General features: G+C 60.9%; 15 protein-coding genes. 3 read left to right on the top strand and 12 right to left on the bottom strand.

Features of this window, described 5'->3' with window-relative positions:
* The first annotated feature begins 97 nt into the window (after nt 1-97).
* Nucleotides 98-988: an EamA family transporter RarD gene (rarD, locus tag QWU44_RS00975; RefSeq protein WP_370914277.1), complete on the top strand. Its 891-nt coding sequence runs from the start codon at nt 98-100 to the stop codon at nt 986-988.
* Here rarD and QWU44_RS00970 read toward each other — a convergent pair.
* From QWU44_RS00970 to lspA, 3 genes are read right to left on the bottom strand one after another with little or no spacing between them, the layout of a single operon-like run.
* Nucleotides 975-1,547 (bottom strand): hypothetical protein, encoded by a 573-nt coding sequence (locus QWU44_RS00970; protein WP_370913850.1) that lies wholly within the window; start codon nt 1,545-1,547, stop codon nt 975-977. The genes rarD and QWU44_RS00970 overlap by 14 nt on opposite strands.
* Nucleotides 1,548-1,550: 3 nt before the next feature.
* The gene (locus QWU44_RS00965; RefSeq protein WP_370913849.1) at nt 1,551-2,480 is read right to left on the bottom strand and encodes an RluA family pseudouridine synthase; all 930 of its coding nucleotides are present in this window, start codon (nt 2,478-2,480) and stop codon (nt 1,551-1,553) included.
* Nucleotides 2,477-2,998: a signal peptidase II gene (gene lspA / locus QWU44_RS00960; RefSeq protein WP_370913848.1), complete on the bottom strand. Its 522-nt coding sequence runs from the start codon at nt 2,996-2,998 to the stop codon at nt 2,477-2,479. The genes QWU44_RS00965 and lspA overlap by 4 nt, the downstream gene beginning before the upstream one ends.
* Nucleotides 2,999-3,066: 68 nt before the next feature.
* Between lspA and QWU44_RS00955 the strand changes: the two genes are divergently transcribed.
* A complete protein-coding gene (locus tag QWU44_RS00955) occupies nt 3,067-4,122 on the top strand; it encodes a hypothetical protein (protein ID WP_370913847.1) in 1,056 nt (351 codons plus the stop codon).
* Nucleotides 4,123-4,187: 65 nt separating this feature from the next.
* On the opposite strand, the gene QWU44_RS00950 is transcribed toward QWU44_RS00955, so the two are convergent.
* Complete coding sequence (locus QWU44_RS00950; RefSeq protein ID WP_370913846.1) at nt 4,188-4,778, bottom strand: hypothetical protein; 591 nt, start codon at nt 4,776-4,778, stop codon at nt 4,188-4,190.
* A gap of 233 nt (nt 4,779-5,011) precedes the next feature.
* Here QWU44_RS00950 and QWU44_RS00945 point away from each other — a divergent pair, with 233 nt between their 5' ends.
* A complete protein-coding gene (locus QWU44_RS00945; protein WP_370913845.1) occupies nt 5,012-5,980 on the top strand; it encodes an asparaginase in 969 nt (322 codons plus the stop codon).
* Between the two features lie 374 nt (nt 5,981-6,354).
* Here QWU44_RS00945 and QWU44_RS00940 read toward each other — a convergent pair whose 3' ends face one another.
* The 8 genes from QWU44_RS00940 to pgeF form a co-directional block, all read right to left on the bottom strand.
* The gene (locus QWU44_RS00940; RefSeq protein ID WP_370913844.1) at nt 6,355-7,746 is read right to left on the bottom strand and encodes a DNA polymerase IV; all 1,392 of its coding nucleotides are present in this window, start codon (nt 7,744-7,746) and stop codon (nt 6,355-6,357) included.
* A gap of 101 nt (nt 7,747-7,847) precedes the next feature.
* A complete protein-coding gene (gene ileS / locus QWU44_RS00935) occupies nt 7,848-11,039 on the bottom strand; it encodes an isoleucine--tRNA ligase (protein ID WP_370913843.1) in 3,192 nt (1,063 codons plus the stop codon).
* Between the two features lie 297 nt (nt 11,040-11,336).
* Nucleotides 11,337-11,516 carry a hypothetical protein gene (locus tag QWU44_RS00930; RefSeq protein ID WP_370913842.1) on the bottom strand — a complete coding sequence of 60 codons (180 nt, stop codon included), beginning with the start codon at nt 11,514-11,516 and terminating at the stop codon, nt 11,337-11,339.
* A 117-nt stretch (nt 11,517-11,633) separates the two neighbouring features.
* Nucleotides 11,634-12,644 (bottom strand): DivIVA domain-containing protein, encoded by a 1,011-nt coding sequence (locus QWU44_RS00925; protein ID WP_370913841.1) that lies wholly within the window; start codon nt 12,642-12,644, stop codon nt 11,634-11,636.
* A 206-nt stretch (nt 12,645-12,850) separates the two neighbouring features.
* Nucleotides 12,851-13,138 (bottom strand): YggT family protein, encoded by a 288-nt coding sequence (locus QWU44_RS00920; RefSeq protein WP_370913840.1) that lies wholly within the window; start codon nt 13,136-13,138, stop codon nt 12,851-12,853.
* A 132-nt stretch (nt 13,139-13,270) separates the two neighbouring features.
* A complete protein-coding gene (locus QWU44_RS00915; protein WP_370913839.1) occupies nt 13,271-13,738 on the bottom strand; it encodes a cell division protein SepF in 468 nt (155 codons plus the stop codon).
* 76 nt (nt 13,739-13,814) lie between these two features.
* A complete protein-coding gene (locus QWU44_RS00910) occupies nt 13,815-14,513 on the bottom strand; it encodes a YggS family pyridoxal phosphate-dependent enzyme (RefSeq protein WP_370913838.1) in 699 nt (232 codons plus the stop codon).
* Nucleotides 14,510-15,268 (bottom strand): peptidoglycan editing factor PgeF, encoded by a 759-nt coding sequence (gene pgeF, locus QWU44_RS00905; RefSeq protein WP_370914276.1) that lies wholly within the window; start codon nt 15,266-15,268, stop codon nt 14,510-14,512. The genes QWU44_RS00910 and pgeF overlap by 4 nt, the downstream gene beginning before the upstream one ends.
* Nucleotides 15,269-15,278 lie beyond the last annotated feature (10 nt).

Raw genomic sequence — 15,278 nt, 5'->3', positions numbered from 1 at the left:
CAGGTCATGACCCCACCCCGTGGGTGACAGCAATGCGATCCGGATCAAGACGAAACGTGGGACAGTCACCGGAAACGGGAAGAGTAGTGTGTTCCGAATGATATTCGGTGTTCTCGCCTATCTTCTCTGGGGAGCGTTCGCGGCCTATTTTCCACTGCTCAAACCGGCTTCACCGCTAGAGATCCTGGCCCATCGCATCGTGTGGACCGCGCTGGTCATGCTCATCATCATGGGTACCACCAGAGGAATCCCCGCGCTCCGCCGCGCTGACCGGCGAACCTGGCTGACAATCATCGCAGCGGCGTTCCTGATCGCCCTCAACTGGCTGGTCTACGTCATCGCCGTCAACACCGGCCACGTGTCGGAGGCCGCCCTCGGCTACTTCATCAACCCACTCGTCAGTGTCGCTATGGGGATGATCTTCCTGAAGGAACGACTCCGCCCGGCGCAGAAAATCTCGGTCGCGATCGCTCTCGTCGCCGTCCTCATACTCACCATCGTCGGGGGTGAACCGCCGCTGCTCGGACTCACCCTCGCCGTGACTTTCGGTGCCTACGGCCTACTCAAGAAAAGAATAGGGATCTCCGCCACGGCTTCCCTCGCCGGAGAGACCCTCGTCCTTCTCCCCATTGCAACCGGTTACCTGGTATTTCTCGGAGTACGGGGAGAAAGCACATTCACCGGCCACGGCACCGGACACACACTGCTGCTCATGAGCACCGGTGTCGTTACTGCAGTCCCGCTGCTGTTGTTCGGTATGGCTGCACGTCGCATCCCGTTGGCCACGGTCGGCATGCTCCAGTACATGACCCCGTCGATTCAGATGCTGTGGGCCGTACTCATCGTCGACGAGACTCTCTCCCCCGTCCGGTGGATCGGATTCTGCATCATCTGGGTCTCAGTGGCGATCTACCTCACAGACCTGCTCGCGCAGCAAAGATCCCGGCGCCGATCCACCGCGACGATCGAGGACGTCACTCCGGCCTGATCACCGGCTGCACACCGATCCGCCCCCAGACGGCATCCGGTGGCAGTACCTCGATGGCCAGTACCTCCGGTTCCCGGGCGAGGAACCGGAGGTGCCGACCGTCCTCCCAGACCACCACTGCACGGAGTCGCCGATCGAGAAGATCGTGACCTTCTCCGAGAGAGTCACCGATGAGGGTCAAGGTTCTGTCGAACACTTCGCGCCGCCCCTCCGCTCCCGTGGGCTCTGGGAGTGCGACTGGAACAGCTCCCTCAAGAACCAGGGCGTTGACCCGTCCGATGTCCGCCTGCTCCAGAATCTGGGCCGCGGACTCAGTAGGCTGCAGTTCACGGAAGGTCACCAATGCAAACCCTGGATCATTCGCCGACGCCGAGCGAAGACTCTCGGACGCCCTCAACCGGTATTCCTCCAGGGATTCGGTGTTATCCCGGCCGAGGGTGTCACCGTTGACGGGCATTGGTTTCGCCACCCGGTCTGAGGTGGACAGCCAGGCCACGGATCCCACCAGCACCGCGGTACTCACGACCGCGATGCCCATCCGGATCTTCTCGACGTCCATTGTTCAGACCTGCCGGAGGATATCCAAGGCGTGTTGAAGATCGTCAGGATAGGGGGAAACGATCTCCATCGCCCGACCATCGGCCGGGTGCGTGAAACCGAGGGACACTGCGTGCAACCATTGGCGGTCGAGCCCCAGTCGTTTACTGAGATTCGGATCTGATCCATACATCGGATCACCGCAGCACGGATGATGCAGTGCGGAAAAATGCACACGGATCTGGTGGGTGCGCCCGGTTTCCAAATGAACGTCGAGAAGCGACGCCTCCCGAAACGCCTCGATCGTCGAATAGTGGGTCACCGAGTGTTTCCCATCACTACGTACACAGAACCGCCAGCCTGCGGACGGATGCCTACCGATGGGCGCCTCGATGGTACCCGTCGACGGATCGGGATGCCCCTGCACCAGTGCATGGTAGGTCTTGGTCACGGTACGGTCCCGGAACGCGCGCTTCAGGTGAGTATAGGCACGCTCGCTGGCGGCGACCACCATAACTCCCGATGTGCCCACATCGAGTCTCTGGACGATGCCCTTCCGTTCCGGTGGACCCGAGGTGGAAATCCGGAAACCGGCTGCTGCGAGACCACCGACCACAGTCGGCCCCTCCCAACCGACAGTCGGATGTGCGGCCACACCGACGGGCTTGTTCACGGCGATCACATCATCATCGGAGTAGAGGATGTCCATGCCTTCCACGAACTCCTCCTTCGGGACCAGAGGACGCTCGGGTTCCGGCAGAGTGACGTCAAGCCAGTCACCCGCGGTCAACCGATCTGATTTACCGACCACCCGCCCGTCCACCAGTACGTCACCCGCGGCAACGAGGTCCGCGACGACCGTACGTGACAGACCGAGGAGCTTCGCCAGACCCGCGTCCACACGCATGCCTGCGAGACCATCCGGCACCGGAAGTTGCCTCGAAGGACGGGTCATGCCGACACCTCCGACCGATGGCCCCCGGCACGCGAATCCAGGAGAGCCGACACCAGGAACACGATGACCCCGACGGTAATACACGAATCCGCAACATTGAAGACAGCGAAGTTCCCCACAGAAATGAAGTCGACGACATGCCCGAAGAAGAAAGCGGGATCACGGAACAACCGGTCAATCAGATTCCCCGCAGCCCCACCACCAACAAGCGCCAGACCGAAAGCGGCAAGCCTCCCGTCGACACGAGGCGAATTCCAGAGGATACCGACGACGAACAGCAACTGGATCGCGGTGAACACCCATGTGAATGAGGTACCGAAGGAGAACGCCGCACCAGGATTGAACACCAGGTGGAACCGGAACCACTCCCCGATGAGCGGCACAACCTCACCCGGTTCCATACCCGCCAACACCAGAGCTTTACTCATCTGGTCAACGGTGGCGGCAATGACGATCACGACCACCGTGAACGCCAGATAACCCTTGTTTCGCCTCACCATGTCAGTCACGGACACCATCTTCCCCCAAAACGGACGCAAAACCCACTTGACCACCTGAACCGGCGGTCACCGGTAGCGTTGTCGGGGTGAGACGCTCCCCGATCAAAACCAGCAGCCGTATCCGTACCGCTTGTGTCGTCGCAGCAACAGTGTTCCTCCTGACCGCCTGTTCCGGCGTCACGGACCCCATTGAGGATCCGGCACAGAGCAACCAGGACTCCGAAGACACCGTGACCATCACCCTCGACCCACCGCGCGTCACCCTGCTCGATGCCGGAGACGCCACGAAGGTGCTCACCTACGGAATTCCCACGGAGGAGGCGGACACCCAGCTACTTCCCGTGCGGCTCGGTGGCGGCTTCAGCACACTCATCGATCCTGACACCGGGCTGGACACCACACCCCCCGCTGAACCAGACAACCTCCCAGTGTTGAACTTCGACGCAGAAGCTACCGTACGGGCAGTTGACGGTGACACCGTCACCGCAGAAGAAACCGGTGCGACACGAAGGGTGACTATCACCGCACGCACCCCACGGTTCGCGGGCGGAGACCCGCGCCTGACCAGTTATGGTGACTCCGACATCGACTGGAACACCGAGCTGGCGGGTGCCGATGGATTCACGCTGAGTTATGCGACCACCCCGTCAGGCAAACCATTGACAATGTCGCTCCACGCTCCTGAATCGGCATCAGACATCAGTAGAGCGAGTATGGAAACCAAACTGGGAAGTCTCGTGACGCTAGCGGTCGTGTTTCCCGGGGAGCCGGTGGGGCCGGGCGCACGATGGACCGTCGAGAGCCGCATCACCGGATCGACCACAATGCTGCAGACCGTGACCTACACGCTCACCAGCCTGAATGACCGAACCGTCAGCCTCAACGTCGAAGTCGATCAACGCCCGAGTATCGGGGCGTTGTCCCTCGATGCGATCCTGCCCCCCGGAGCAGACGGGACATCCGCCGGTGAACTACGCGTCCAGAGTACAGAGACCACATCCACCGGCCGACTGGACCTTGATCTTGGTGACCCGTTACCGAACTCCGGTGGTGTGGCCTTCACCACCCGGATCATCTACACCGGAGACGGCTCCGATATCCGGGTGGTCCAGGACAGTCACACAGCCACACACTTCGGCTGAGACACACATTGAAAAAGCCGGCCCCGCGTCGGGGACCGGCTTAGCTATCTGCGGGACCGGAAGATCTACTCCGCCGGAGCTTCCAGCGTTGTTGCCTCCGGGGCAACCGGATCAACGGCCGGCAGCGGAGCACCACCGTCCTCAAGACACATCGGAGGAACCTGTTCCGGCGGGACAGTGTTCGTGATCAAGGTACATGCCCAACTCTGGGACAGCTTCCATGTCCCGTCCTCATAGACAAATTCAACGTTGTCGGCGACCTGACTGGGCCGATCCGGAAGCGTGAAGTTCACTGTTGCCAGGACCGAATCGGTGGTGTATCCCGGAAGAACCGGGGGAACCACCTGGAAATCAGCACCGGACTCCTGCTTCGACCGGGTCATCGTCTCGAAGAGTTCAGGGGCCTGCTCTCCTCCCTGCACCGTGCGGATCTTCTCTTCGACGGAGGCATCCGGGTTCGTCGCCGTGGCCAGGATGGCATTCAGGTCCTCGGCTGTCGGCTGCTGCTGAATCGGTGCAACACCCGTACTGGAAGCAATGCTCTCCGACGACGAAACGACAGTGGCGTCCATGCCCTCATCACCACCGGAGCAGGCTGCGAGCAACAGGATGGCGGCCCCCGCTGCGGCGGGGGTCAGGTAGGTGCGAATGTTCACGTTATCTCCTCATGAGTAGGACGCCCGGTACCTCGTTCGGTGTCCGTACGGGGTCCAACGAAACCGAGCCGGTTCACGGCTACGGCCGCGATCCACCGCATGGCGGGCGTGCACAGGTGCCCAGCTTACCAGCGTGTCTGACGGGAACAGAAGTTACTGACGCTGCCATTCAAATGGTTGCACGCCCTGTACCGAGCCATTCTCCAGCCACACGATATGGCAGGCTTGAACCCATGAACAAGCATCAGCACGGTTCACAGACGCTCCTCGATACTCCTCCACAGCGAATCGTCGTGATCACCACAGGAGGAACAATCGCCTGCACCGCGGCACCTGACGGTGCGCTGGTCCCCACGGTGAACGGTCACGATCTCCTCGCCCCAGTGGCGGCACGATTCGATACCGCAGACGTGGTTTTCGACATCCGTGAACTGAGCCGCCTCGATTCCTCCTCGATGACGTTCGCCGACATCGATGAACTCCGTCGCGCAGTGGAGGAAGCGCTGGGGGACCCGGATGTCACCGGTGTGGTTGTCACCCACGGGACCGATTCCATGGAGGAGACAGCGGTCGCGCTCGACACCTTCCACCGGGACGAGCGGCCAGTAGTACTCACCGGTGCACAACAGCCCTACGACCATCCGGAGTCCGACGGCCCATTGAACCTTCTTGACGCGATCAACGTGGTCACCTCACCGACCGCCCGGGGAATCGGGGTTCTGATCGTTTTCGGAAGGGCCGTGCTACCTGCCCGTGGCGCGGTGAAGTGGCACACCACTGATGAACTGGCCTTCGCCACGAACGCTCCCGAGGAGCCCACCCGCGCGGACCCCGTCCCCCCGGTTGATCTGGCCGATATTACGGTGCACATCATCAGCGCCTACCCGGGAGCTCCGAGAGAACTCGTCGACTCGGCTCTGGCATCAGGAGCAGATGGCTTGGTCATTGAGGCGATGGGGTCCGGAAACATCGGCACAGCACTCGCCACAGGTGTCGGTGATGCGCTACGCGACGGGGTACCCGTCGTAATCAGCACGCGGGTTCCTCGAGGCAACGTCAGTGGATCGTACGGTGGCGCGGGTGGCGGAGCCACACTGAATTCTCTCGGAGCGGTCGGCTCCACATACTTCCGGGCAGGGCAGGCACGGGTTCTCCTGGCTATCGCGATTGCAACCGGGCGACACCCGGCGACCTTTTTCTAATTTTCTGATTGCCCACAGATCATCCCGTTCCGCCGCCCGACCGGGCGCGTCGAGCTCCCGATAACCACTGCAGCGAATCTCCACGGGGATCCCCGGAAATCGACCCGATGAGAAGCTTGCCGAGATAGGCTACGAAGCACTCTCGCCCCCCAGGAAAGGAAAGCGGATAAAAATCCGCTGTTCATACGCAACCTCAAGGGATAATGGGATCGTTTACGGGAAAGTCCCCCGCTTTCAGCGCAGTGCGTGTTTTCTTCAGGAATCGTTCCTGTTCAGATAATCTGAGGCAACCCCGATGCCGCCTTCCTGCAGAGAACCACAAGCCTCACCAGAACCACCCGCCCGGTCTGATTTCTCACCGCCGTGATGAGAAATCAGCCGGTCGAGTACCTCTGGTCCGCAAACCAGTCCCCCCAATCCAGTGAGTCGAGGGGGTCCGCCGCCTCCAGGGCAGAATCATCCTCATCAAATGTCCGTGTCTTTCCGGGGCCCGTGGTACGTGTCTCGAATCGAACCGAGACAATCCCGTGTCCCGCCCCCTGCACCCAGCCGTGACCGTACTCCGGATGGCGTACATCCTGGGTGGCTTTCCATCTCGATTCCGGTGCAGGTTCCGTCACCGTGATCACCGGAGTTTGGTGATCCGTTCCACGAACGCCCACCTCATAGTCAGCATCAGCTCGGGGCACGGTGATCTTCTGATCGAGTTCGGGAAAGAGGATGTTCTGCCTGGCGTGCTCAAGCCCGGAGAAACTCACCCCGACCAAACGGATCGGGCCGACCTCATCCGGGTAGCGGGCGAGGTTGTGCGCCACGGCGACGAGAGTCGCCTTCTCATCCGTCGTGTACGGCAGAGACTGGGAGCGGGACTCAGTACGGAAGTCCGCCATCTTGAGTTTCACCGTGACGGTCCGCGCTCCTCGTCCGTCAGCGAGCAGCCGGTTGTACGCCCCGGAAGCCGCCCGGTCAATCGCGTCATCGACCTCCGCCACGGTGGTCAGATCCTTCGGATAGGTGTGCTCGGTGGAAATCTGTTTGGCGACGGCACGCGGCATGACAGGTCTGTCATCATGACCGCGAGCGAGATGCCAAAGCGCCACGCCAACGGTGCCACCGAGACTGATACGTACCTCAGCTTCCGTCATCGCCGCGAAGTCCGCGATGGTGTTTACGCCGAGCTGACGCAGCTTCGCCTCCGCAACCGGCCCGATCCCCCAGAGCTTGCGTACCGGTAAGGGATCGAGCATCTCCCGTTGACGCTCCACCGGAATCACGTACACCCCGTCGGGCTTCGCTTCACCGGACCCGATCTTCGCGTACTGTTTTCCGGATCCCGCACCGATCGAACACGGGAGACCCGTCTCCGACTTCACCTCCGCGCGCAGATTCTCCGCCCAGGACAGAACCTCTTCCGACGTCGCTCCAACGAGTTCCGGTGGCTCCATGAACGCCTCGTCGATGGAGAGCTGTTCAATGACACCTGCCTGCCGACGTATCACTTCAAAGACCCGCCTCGACGCCGCCGAGTACACTTTTCCACGCGGACTCACCACGACGGCCCCGAATCCGACGAGTTTCCTGGCCTGGTGCATGGGCATCGCAGAGTGCGCGCCGAAAGCCCGTGCCTGATACGACGCGCCCGCAACCACGCCTCTCCCCGAGACTCCACCAACCAGTACGGGCCGCCCACGCAGCGTGGGCCGGGTCATCTGTTCAACTGACGCGTAAAACGCATCCATGTCGACGTGCAGCACCCACCGTTGCATACCGGACAGCGTAGCGTGAAACGAACATGTGGGCGAATGTCCGCAACCACACCCCGCCACCCGGATCGCACAACCACGCGGATGCCGACATCGGCACCGAGTCAGGCCTTGGCCACCATCGCGGTCACCCCGCTGATCACCTCATGGATGTCCGCTGCGTCACCATCGAGTTCACCGGTCACCAGTTCACACTCGACGGCGAGCACCTCTCCCGCGATGAAGTCACGGTGTCGTTCCGCCCATTCCAGTTTTTCCCCGGGAACCGACAGCACCACGGTGATCCTGTCCGAAACCTCGAAGCCACTGGATTTGCGGGCATCCTGAAGACCCCGGACAACGTCCGCAGCCCACCCCTCGGCCTCCAGCTCCGGGGTGACACTGAGATCGAGGACAACCAGCCCCTCGGCTCCGTCCACCTGTGCGGTCGACTCCGGATCAGCCGCTTTCAGACGTTCGGTGTACTCGTTAGCTTTCAGCTCGATGCCATCCGCGATGACACTGTCGCCCTCGCGAGTGTAGTTCCCTGACTTCACGGCCCTGATCACACGCTGTACGTCCTTGCCCAGACGCGGTCCCGCCTCACGTGCATTGACCACGACCTCAAAACGTCCAACCGAATCAACATCGTCAGTGAGTGCGACCTCCTTGACGTTCACTTCGTCGCGAAGAATCGAAGCGAATGGTGCGAGCAGGCCAGACTCTGGCATCGCGACCGTGAGTTTGGGCAGAGGCAGACGATTACGCAGTTTGTGTGACTTGCGCACGGAGCTCGCCGCCGAGCAGACACCACGAATCTGATCCATAGCGCGCACCAGATCGTCATCCACCGGGAAATCGGACGGATCAGGGTAATCCGCCAGATGCACGGAACGGCCTCCCGTGAGGCCTCTCCAGATGACCTCCGTAACCAGCGGTAGCAGGGGTGCCGAAACACGGGTCAGAGTCTCCAACACCGTGTAAAGGGTGTTGAAGGCCTCCGGATGCTCGGTATCACCCGCCCAGAAACGCTCGCGGGAACGCCTCACATACCAGTTCGTGAGCGCATCGCAGAACCATCGCACCTCATCACAAGCCCGCGCAACATCGGTCCCGTCGAGTGCATCCCGGACATTGCCCACCAGATTATGCAACTTCGCCAGGATGTACCGGTCGAGAACATTGTCAGAGGCGGTACTCCACTCCGCAGACTTCGACGAATAGAGCTGCAGGAAACTGTAGGCGTTCCACATCGGTAGTAGCGCCTGCCGCACGCCCTCACGGATTCCCTGCTCCGTGACGATGAGATTACCTCCCCGCAGAATCGGGGAACTCATCAGGAACCAGCGCATCGCGTCGGACCCGTCGCGGTCGAAGACCTCGTTCACGTTCGGGTAATTACCCTTGGACTTGCTCATCTTCAGGCCGTCGTCACCGAGCACAATGCCGTGGGCGACGCACTTCCTGAATGCAGGCTTGTCGAACAGCGCCGTCGAGAGCACGTGCATGGTGTAGAACCAACCACGACTCTGACCCGAGTACTCGACGATGAAATCTGCGGGCCAGTGGGTCTCCACCCAATCCTTGTTCTCGAAGGGATAGTGCTTCTGTGCGAAGCTCATGGACCCGGACTCGAACCAGCAGTCCAGCACCTCGGGGACACGGCGCATGGTGGACTTACCCGTAGGGTCGTCGGGGTTCGGACGGGTCAGCTCATCGATATGAGGACGGTGCAGTGACTCAGGACGACGACCGAAGTCACGCTCGAGTTCGTCGAATGAGCCGTAGACGTCGACGCGGGGATACTCCTCGGAATCGGACACCCACACAGGGATCGGAGAACCCCAGTAACGGTTGCGGGAGATATTCCAGTCCCGTGCACCTTCGAGCCACTTACCAAACTGGCCGTCCCGGATGTGAGCCGGCATCCACTCGATTTCCTCACGGTTCAACTCAACCATGCGATCACGGAACTTGGTGACAGCGACGAACCAGCTCGGTAACGCCATGTAGATGAGCGGTTCACCGGAGCGCCACGAGTGCGGGTAGGAGTGTTCGATAGTCTGGTGCCGCAGCACACGCCCCTTCGCTTTTAGATCCCGGATGATGTCCTTGTTCGCATCAAACACGAGAGTCCCCGCATAGTCCGGGACCATGGAGGTGAACTTGCCGTCCATGTCGACGGGCACGACAACCTCGACGTCGTTGGCCTGACAGATGAGCATGTCGTCCTCACCGAAAGCCGGAGCCTGATGGACGATACCGGTACCGTCCTCGGTGGTCACGTATTCAGCCGCGAGGATCTGGAATCCATTTTCCACCGGGAAGAACGTGAAGATGGGTTCGTAGGTGAAGCCCACCAGATCAGCGCCCGCAAAAGTCGCCAATACCTCGTGATCTTCCCCCAGCTCCTTAACGTACGCCCCGACGAGGGCCTCGGCGAGGAGGATCATCCGACCGGTGAAGTCCGAATGCCCCTGCTCTCCTATGCGGACGAGTACGTAATCAACACCCGGATTCACCGCGAGTGCGGCGTTGGACGGCAACGTCCAGGGCGTCGTCGTCCAGGCGATAGCCGCGGCATCTGCGAGTTCGGGGTGAGTGGACAGGGTCTTTTCCGCGGCCGAACCGGGGAGCGCCCCAGTCAACGGCATCGTGATAGTCAGGGTCGGATCCTGGCGCATCTTGTAGGAATCATCCAGTCGGGTCTCCTGGTTCGACAGAGGCGTGTGCTCCGCCCAGGAGTAAGGAAGAACACGGAAACCCTGGTAGATCAGCCCTTTGTCATAGAGCTCCTTGAAGGCCCACATGACGGATTCCATGAAATCGGAGTCCATCGTCTTATACCCGTTGTCGAAGTCAACCCAGCGGGCCTGCCGGGTAACGTAATCTTTCCATTCCTCGGTGTACCGAAGGACAGAGGAAGCGCAGTACTCATTGAACGTCGACAACCCCATGGACTCGATCTCGCCTTTGTCCTTGATGCCGAGCTGCTTCTCCGCTTCCAACTCAGCAGGCAAGCCGTGACAGTCCCAGCCGAAGACTCGATCAACCTTCTTTCCCCGCATCGTCTGAAACCGTGGCACGATGTCCTTCACGTATCCGGTCAGAAGATGACCGTAGTGCGGCAGGCCATTCGCGAAAGGCGGACCGTCATAAAAGACATACTCCGGTGCGCCCTCTCGCTGTTCGATGGATTTGCGGAACGTACCGTCCGTCCGCCAGAAGTCTAGGACCGACTTCTCCATGTCGGGGAAACGGGTGGAACCACCGGTAAGATCCACCTTCGGGTAGACACCGCCAACTGGGTTATTCATGGGAGATCAACGCTCCTTGCGTTCGAGGACAATCACTGTCAGGTGTTCATCGTGCGCGGGGACGCGTCGGAAAACCGACACGCGGTACCACCCTGCTTGGACACCGGTGTACGGCGCCCCACTTGATTGTCTTCGAGAAGGTCTATCACGGTCCCAACCGTCCGGTTCTACTTAGCTCCCCCAACAAGGGGAAACTGTTCTTCCGGAAGGCTCCCCGGTGATGGCCGGATCATAGCCTAGCGCGCTCCGAAAACGGAACCGCAGCGTGAATAAAGTATAACTCACCACCGCACCGGATCAATCTTCGGATGCCGTCCGTCTGCGTCGACGTTTTACAGTGAAGTCCGCGGCCAGTAGCCCGAGACCGACCGCGGCATCGACGATCAGCAACCATGAGTAGACGTCAGAACCGGACTGGACCGTCATCACCAGCAGACCAAAACCGATGAGTGCGGTGATGAGCGCAGCAATCAGCATGAAATTCCTTCCTCTTCCCGACGAGAGGCCATGTCGGTTGTGTCAACCGCAAACGACAGGCCTCCCGAACGCATAACCGCCGGGAGGCCTGTCTGTGTATAAAACCGTGGTGAGGGGTTAAGCCTTACCCTCGGTGTCCCCACCGTTGGGGGCAGCGAAACCGCGACTAGACAGCTCCTCAAGCTGGCTCTCGAGGAAGGTCTTCATGCGAGTACGGTACTCCCGCTCGAAGGTGCGCAATTCAGCGATCCGAGCTTCCAGAACCGACTGCTTGTTCTTGACCGTCGCCATGATCTCGGTGTGCTTACGCTCAGCGTCCGCCTGAAGTGCATCAGCCTTGTCCTGAGCCTGCTTAACCTGCGCGTCAGCTTGTGCATTCGCATCCGCAACCATCGACTCGGAGGTCTGCTTCGCCTCCGCAACCATGGTTTCCGCCTTATGGGTTGCCTCATTCACCAGGTTCTCTGCGCGAGAATTTGCTTCCGCGATCTTCTGATCAGCCTCGGAGTTCGCCGCGGCGAGCTTCTCGGAAGCACGCTTCTCGGCATCGGAAACGAGCGACTGAGACTTGCGGGATGCCTCGGAGATCTCCTGCTCTGCAGCCGCGTGAGCCTCATCCAGCATGGACTTGGACTCCGCACGGGCGTCTGCCTGGATACGATCCGCAACTTCCTGGGCCAGGCCGAGAACACGGGCAGCCTGAACCTGCGTGTCCGCACTGGACGCTGCGGGCTGGGAAGCTGCCGACGAGGAAGCCTCGGCAGCCTTCGCCGCCTCCGCCCGGGCCTCTTCAGCGTCAGCACGGGCCTGTTTCGCATCGGCGCGGGCCTTGTCAGCCACCGCGTTCGCATCAGCGAGCTTGCGCTCGTACTCCGCGCGGATTTCCTTCTCGAGCTTGGACCGGAGAGCGCCCTCATCAACCCCAGCAGAGCCGGATCGGGCCTGCCTCAGTTCATTGTGCGCTTCCTCGACCTGCTGCTGCAGATCTTCCTTCTCGTCGATCAGACGACCGAGGGTGTCTTCAACCATGTCGAGGAACTGGTCAACCTCGTCCTCGTTGTAGCCACGCTTTCCGATCGGCGGTTTGCTGAAAGCGACATTGTGCACGTCGGCTGGAGTCAGCGGCATGGACGGTTCCCTTCGCTCGTTGGTGGACCCTGGTGAAAACGGAGAAATCGGGCCCCTGGTGCCCACAGGGGTCACCTGTGGCTCATTGACTGAACCAATATTACTTCTAATTATCAGGAAAGTGTATCCGGACACTTCACTGTGTCGGAATTAAACGACCCACCCTTTGGCAGCCCGAACATCCGTGTTCCAGAATACACATCTCCTCAGAGCAACATGTAGAGAACGACACGGGCCAGCGAAAGCAACAAAAACAGCACGATGATCGACATGTCGAGCGCGACATTTCCCATCCGGAGTGGAGGAATTACACGACGCAACGCCTTCACCGGCGGGTCGGTCACCACAAACAGAGGTTCCGCGAGATACGCGAACCACCGCGGCGGGCGGAAATTCCGGGAGAAGGAGTGGATCATCTCCACAATGATCCGGAGGATGAGAATGTAGCTGTAGAGCCGGAGAAGGAGCAGCAGAATCAGGATGAGAGAGTACACCGTTCTGAGCTTATCGGATCGTAGTGCCGACGAGCGAAACCCCCGTCTCCGGGCAATTCACGCCGGAAACGGGGGTTGGTTCAGTACCGGAGAGATGGTACCCGAGATATTCGGACCGACCGCACGAAGTGACTAACGGAGCCCCGCCGCGTCCTCGAGCTCCGCGATGGTCACCTCAACCCCATCAGGGATCAGCGCGAAGGTGAGCGACGAGAGCTTACGCATTTCCCCGCGCAAAGCGAACACGAGTCCTGCGGCGAAATCAATCACCCTGCGGGCTTCCTCGCGGTCCATCGCGTTGAGATCAATCACCACCGCGTCACCGGCACGGAAGGGTTCCCCGACACGGGTGCACTGCTTGAAGCTGACTAGGCGGACAGGAACGATCGTGGGGGCGTACGTCGGAGCTTCATATGCTGGACGCCCCGTTCCGTAGCCATACCCGCGAGATGACGCAGCACGCGGAGCTGCCCCATAGTGGTCCTCGGGACCGACCATCTCGTCGTACGCGACATCATCACGGTAGTAGGCCGCGTCGTGCGTTCCATCCTCGTAGGGCGCCAGTCCGAAGAACTCCTTGAACTTCTTGACACTCGACATGTAAATTCCTTTGCTTCTCAAGGGACGTCGACTTAAGCGACCTCCGGTCATCTCCCACTGCGGTTCGGACCCCACCCTATCCACGCGGACCGAGAATCGCGGTACCGACACGCACGATCGTCGAACCCGCGGATACCGCCTCGGTGAGGTCTGCGGACATTCCCGCGGAGAGCTCCATCGGTCGCCCCTCCGCCTGGGCAAACCGATCCCGGATCTCCGCAGCAACCGCGAAGACCTCGGCGGGGTCACTGTCCAACGGCGGCACACACATCACACCGGCCAGGATCAGACGCGGACAGCGGGACAGCGCGTCCAGAAGTTCTCCGAGATCCCCCTCTGCGACCCCACCACGAGCCGGATCACCGTCCGCACTGAACTGGACGAGTACCGGCAACGGCGTATCCGGCCGCTGGCCCCGATCAATCGCCAGCTCCATACCCCGATCGAGCGCCTCAGCGAGCCGGACACTGTCCAGGGAGTGCACCGCCGCCGCGATCCGGGCGGCAGCGTTGGCCTTGTTGGTCTGGATCTGTCCGATCAGGTGAACCGCTATATCCGGGTACGCGGTAGCTTTCTCCACAGCATCACGGACCCTGCTCTCGCCCACCGCCTCGATACCGAGACCACGCAGGATTCCGATGTCGGACACCGGGTGGAACTTCGTCACCGGGAGGAGCCGAATCCCGGAAGGATCACGGCCTGAGCATCGTGCAGCCTCTGCGATCCTCCCCCTCACCACCAACAAACGGCGCTCGATCTCCTCGGCACGGTTCACGGTGAATCTTCCTCGGGCATCCAGATCAGCCCGGCCTGTCGACCGGTTTTACCATCCCTGCGGTACGAGAAGAACTCGGGATCCGCGATAGTGCACCTTAGATCGGCGTCGATATGCGTGACTCCAAGCTCCTCCAACCTCCTGGAGATACCGATCCGGAGATCTGCACCCCAGGTACCGAGGAGTGTACGGGTCCGGACACCCGGAAGCCTCGCTTCGAGATCGGTGAGTACGGGTTCCGGGAGTTCATAATTGACGCCACTGGCTGCGGCACCCATCCAAACATGCATACGCACCGGATCCGCCCCCAGGTCAACCATGCATGAAACGGTACGTTCCACGATGCCGTTACGCGCACCGATCCGACCGGCATGGACCGCCGCAATGACACCCGCCTCGTGATCACTGATCAGAAGCGGTACGCAATCAGCGGTAAGAACAGCGAGGGCCAGTCCCCTGACCGTAGTCACCAATGCGTCCGTCGCCGGGACTGGTTCAGAACAGGGCCCCTCGACCACTGTGACCGTCGGAGTGTGTAACTGCTCCATCCAAACGATCTGATCCGACGAGAGCCCCATGACCCGAGCCAGCCGTTCCCTATTCGCTCCGACCGCAGAAGGGTTATCACCGACGTAGTCGGCAAGGTTGAAGGAGTCGAAAGGCGGCTCCGAGAGACCTCCGGACCGAGTGGTGAACACCTTCCGGACCGGACGTTCCCCGGGGTCTTTCTCCCCGGGTACTGCATCATCGACCATCATCGTTTTC

The sequence above is a fragment of the Corynebacterium sp. CCM 9203 genome, assembly GCF_041357675.1.
Taxonomy (GTDB): Bacteria; Actinomycetota; Actinomycetes; order Mycobacteriales; family Mycobacteriaceae; genus Corynebacterium.
Note: the sequence above shows the minus strand (reverse complement) of the source record. Positions and strands in the feature narration are given on the sequence as shown.

Bases quoted from the DNA above. Each gene is read 5' to 3' on its own strand.
- rarD (WP_370914277.1), top strand. From the start codon at position 98: ATGATATTCGGTGTTCTCGCCTATCTTCTCTGGGGAGCGTTCGCGGCC.
- QWU44_RS00970 (WP_370913850.1), bottom strand. From the start codon at position 1,547: ATGGACGTCGAGAAGATCCGGATGGGCATCGCGGTCGTGAGTACCGCG.
- QWU44_RS00965 (WP_370913849.1), bottom strand. From the start codon at position 2,480: ATGACCCGTCCTTCGAGGCAACTTCCGGTGCCGGATGGTCTCGCAGGC.
- lspA (WP_370913848.1), bottom strand. From the start codon at position 2,998: ATGGTGTCCGTGACTGACATGGTGAGGCGAAACAAGGGTTATCTGGCG.
- QWU44_RS00945 (WP_370913845.1), top strand. From the start codon at position 5,012: ATGAACAAGCATCAGCACGGTTCACAGACGCTCCTCGATACTCCTCCA.
- QWU44_RS00940 (WP_370913844.1), bottom strand. From the start codon at position 7,746: ATGCAACGGTGGGTGCTGCACGTCGACATGGATGCGTTTTACGCGTCA.
- ileS (WP_370913843.1), bottom strand. From the start codon at position 11,039: ATGAATAACCCAGTTGGCGGTGTCTACCCGAAGGTGGATCTTACCGGT.
- QWU44_RS00930 (WP_370913842.1), bottom strand. From the start codon at position 11,516: ATGCTGATTGCTGCGCTCATCACCGCACTCATCGGTTTTGGTCTGCTG.
- QWU44_RS00925 (WP_370913841.1), bottom strand. From the start codon at position 12,644: ATGCCGCTGACTCCAGCCGACGTGCACAATGTCGCTTTCAGCAAACCG.
- QWU44_RS00915 (WP_370913839.1), bottom strand. From the start codon at position 13,738: ATGTCGAGTGTCAAGAAGTTCAAGGAGTTCTTCGGACTGGCGCCCTAC.
- pgeF (WP_370914276.1), bottom strand. From the start codon at position 15,268: ATGGTCGATGATGCAGTACCCGGGGAGAAAGACCCCGGGGAACGTCCG.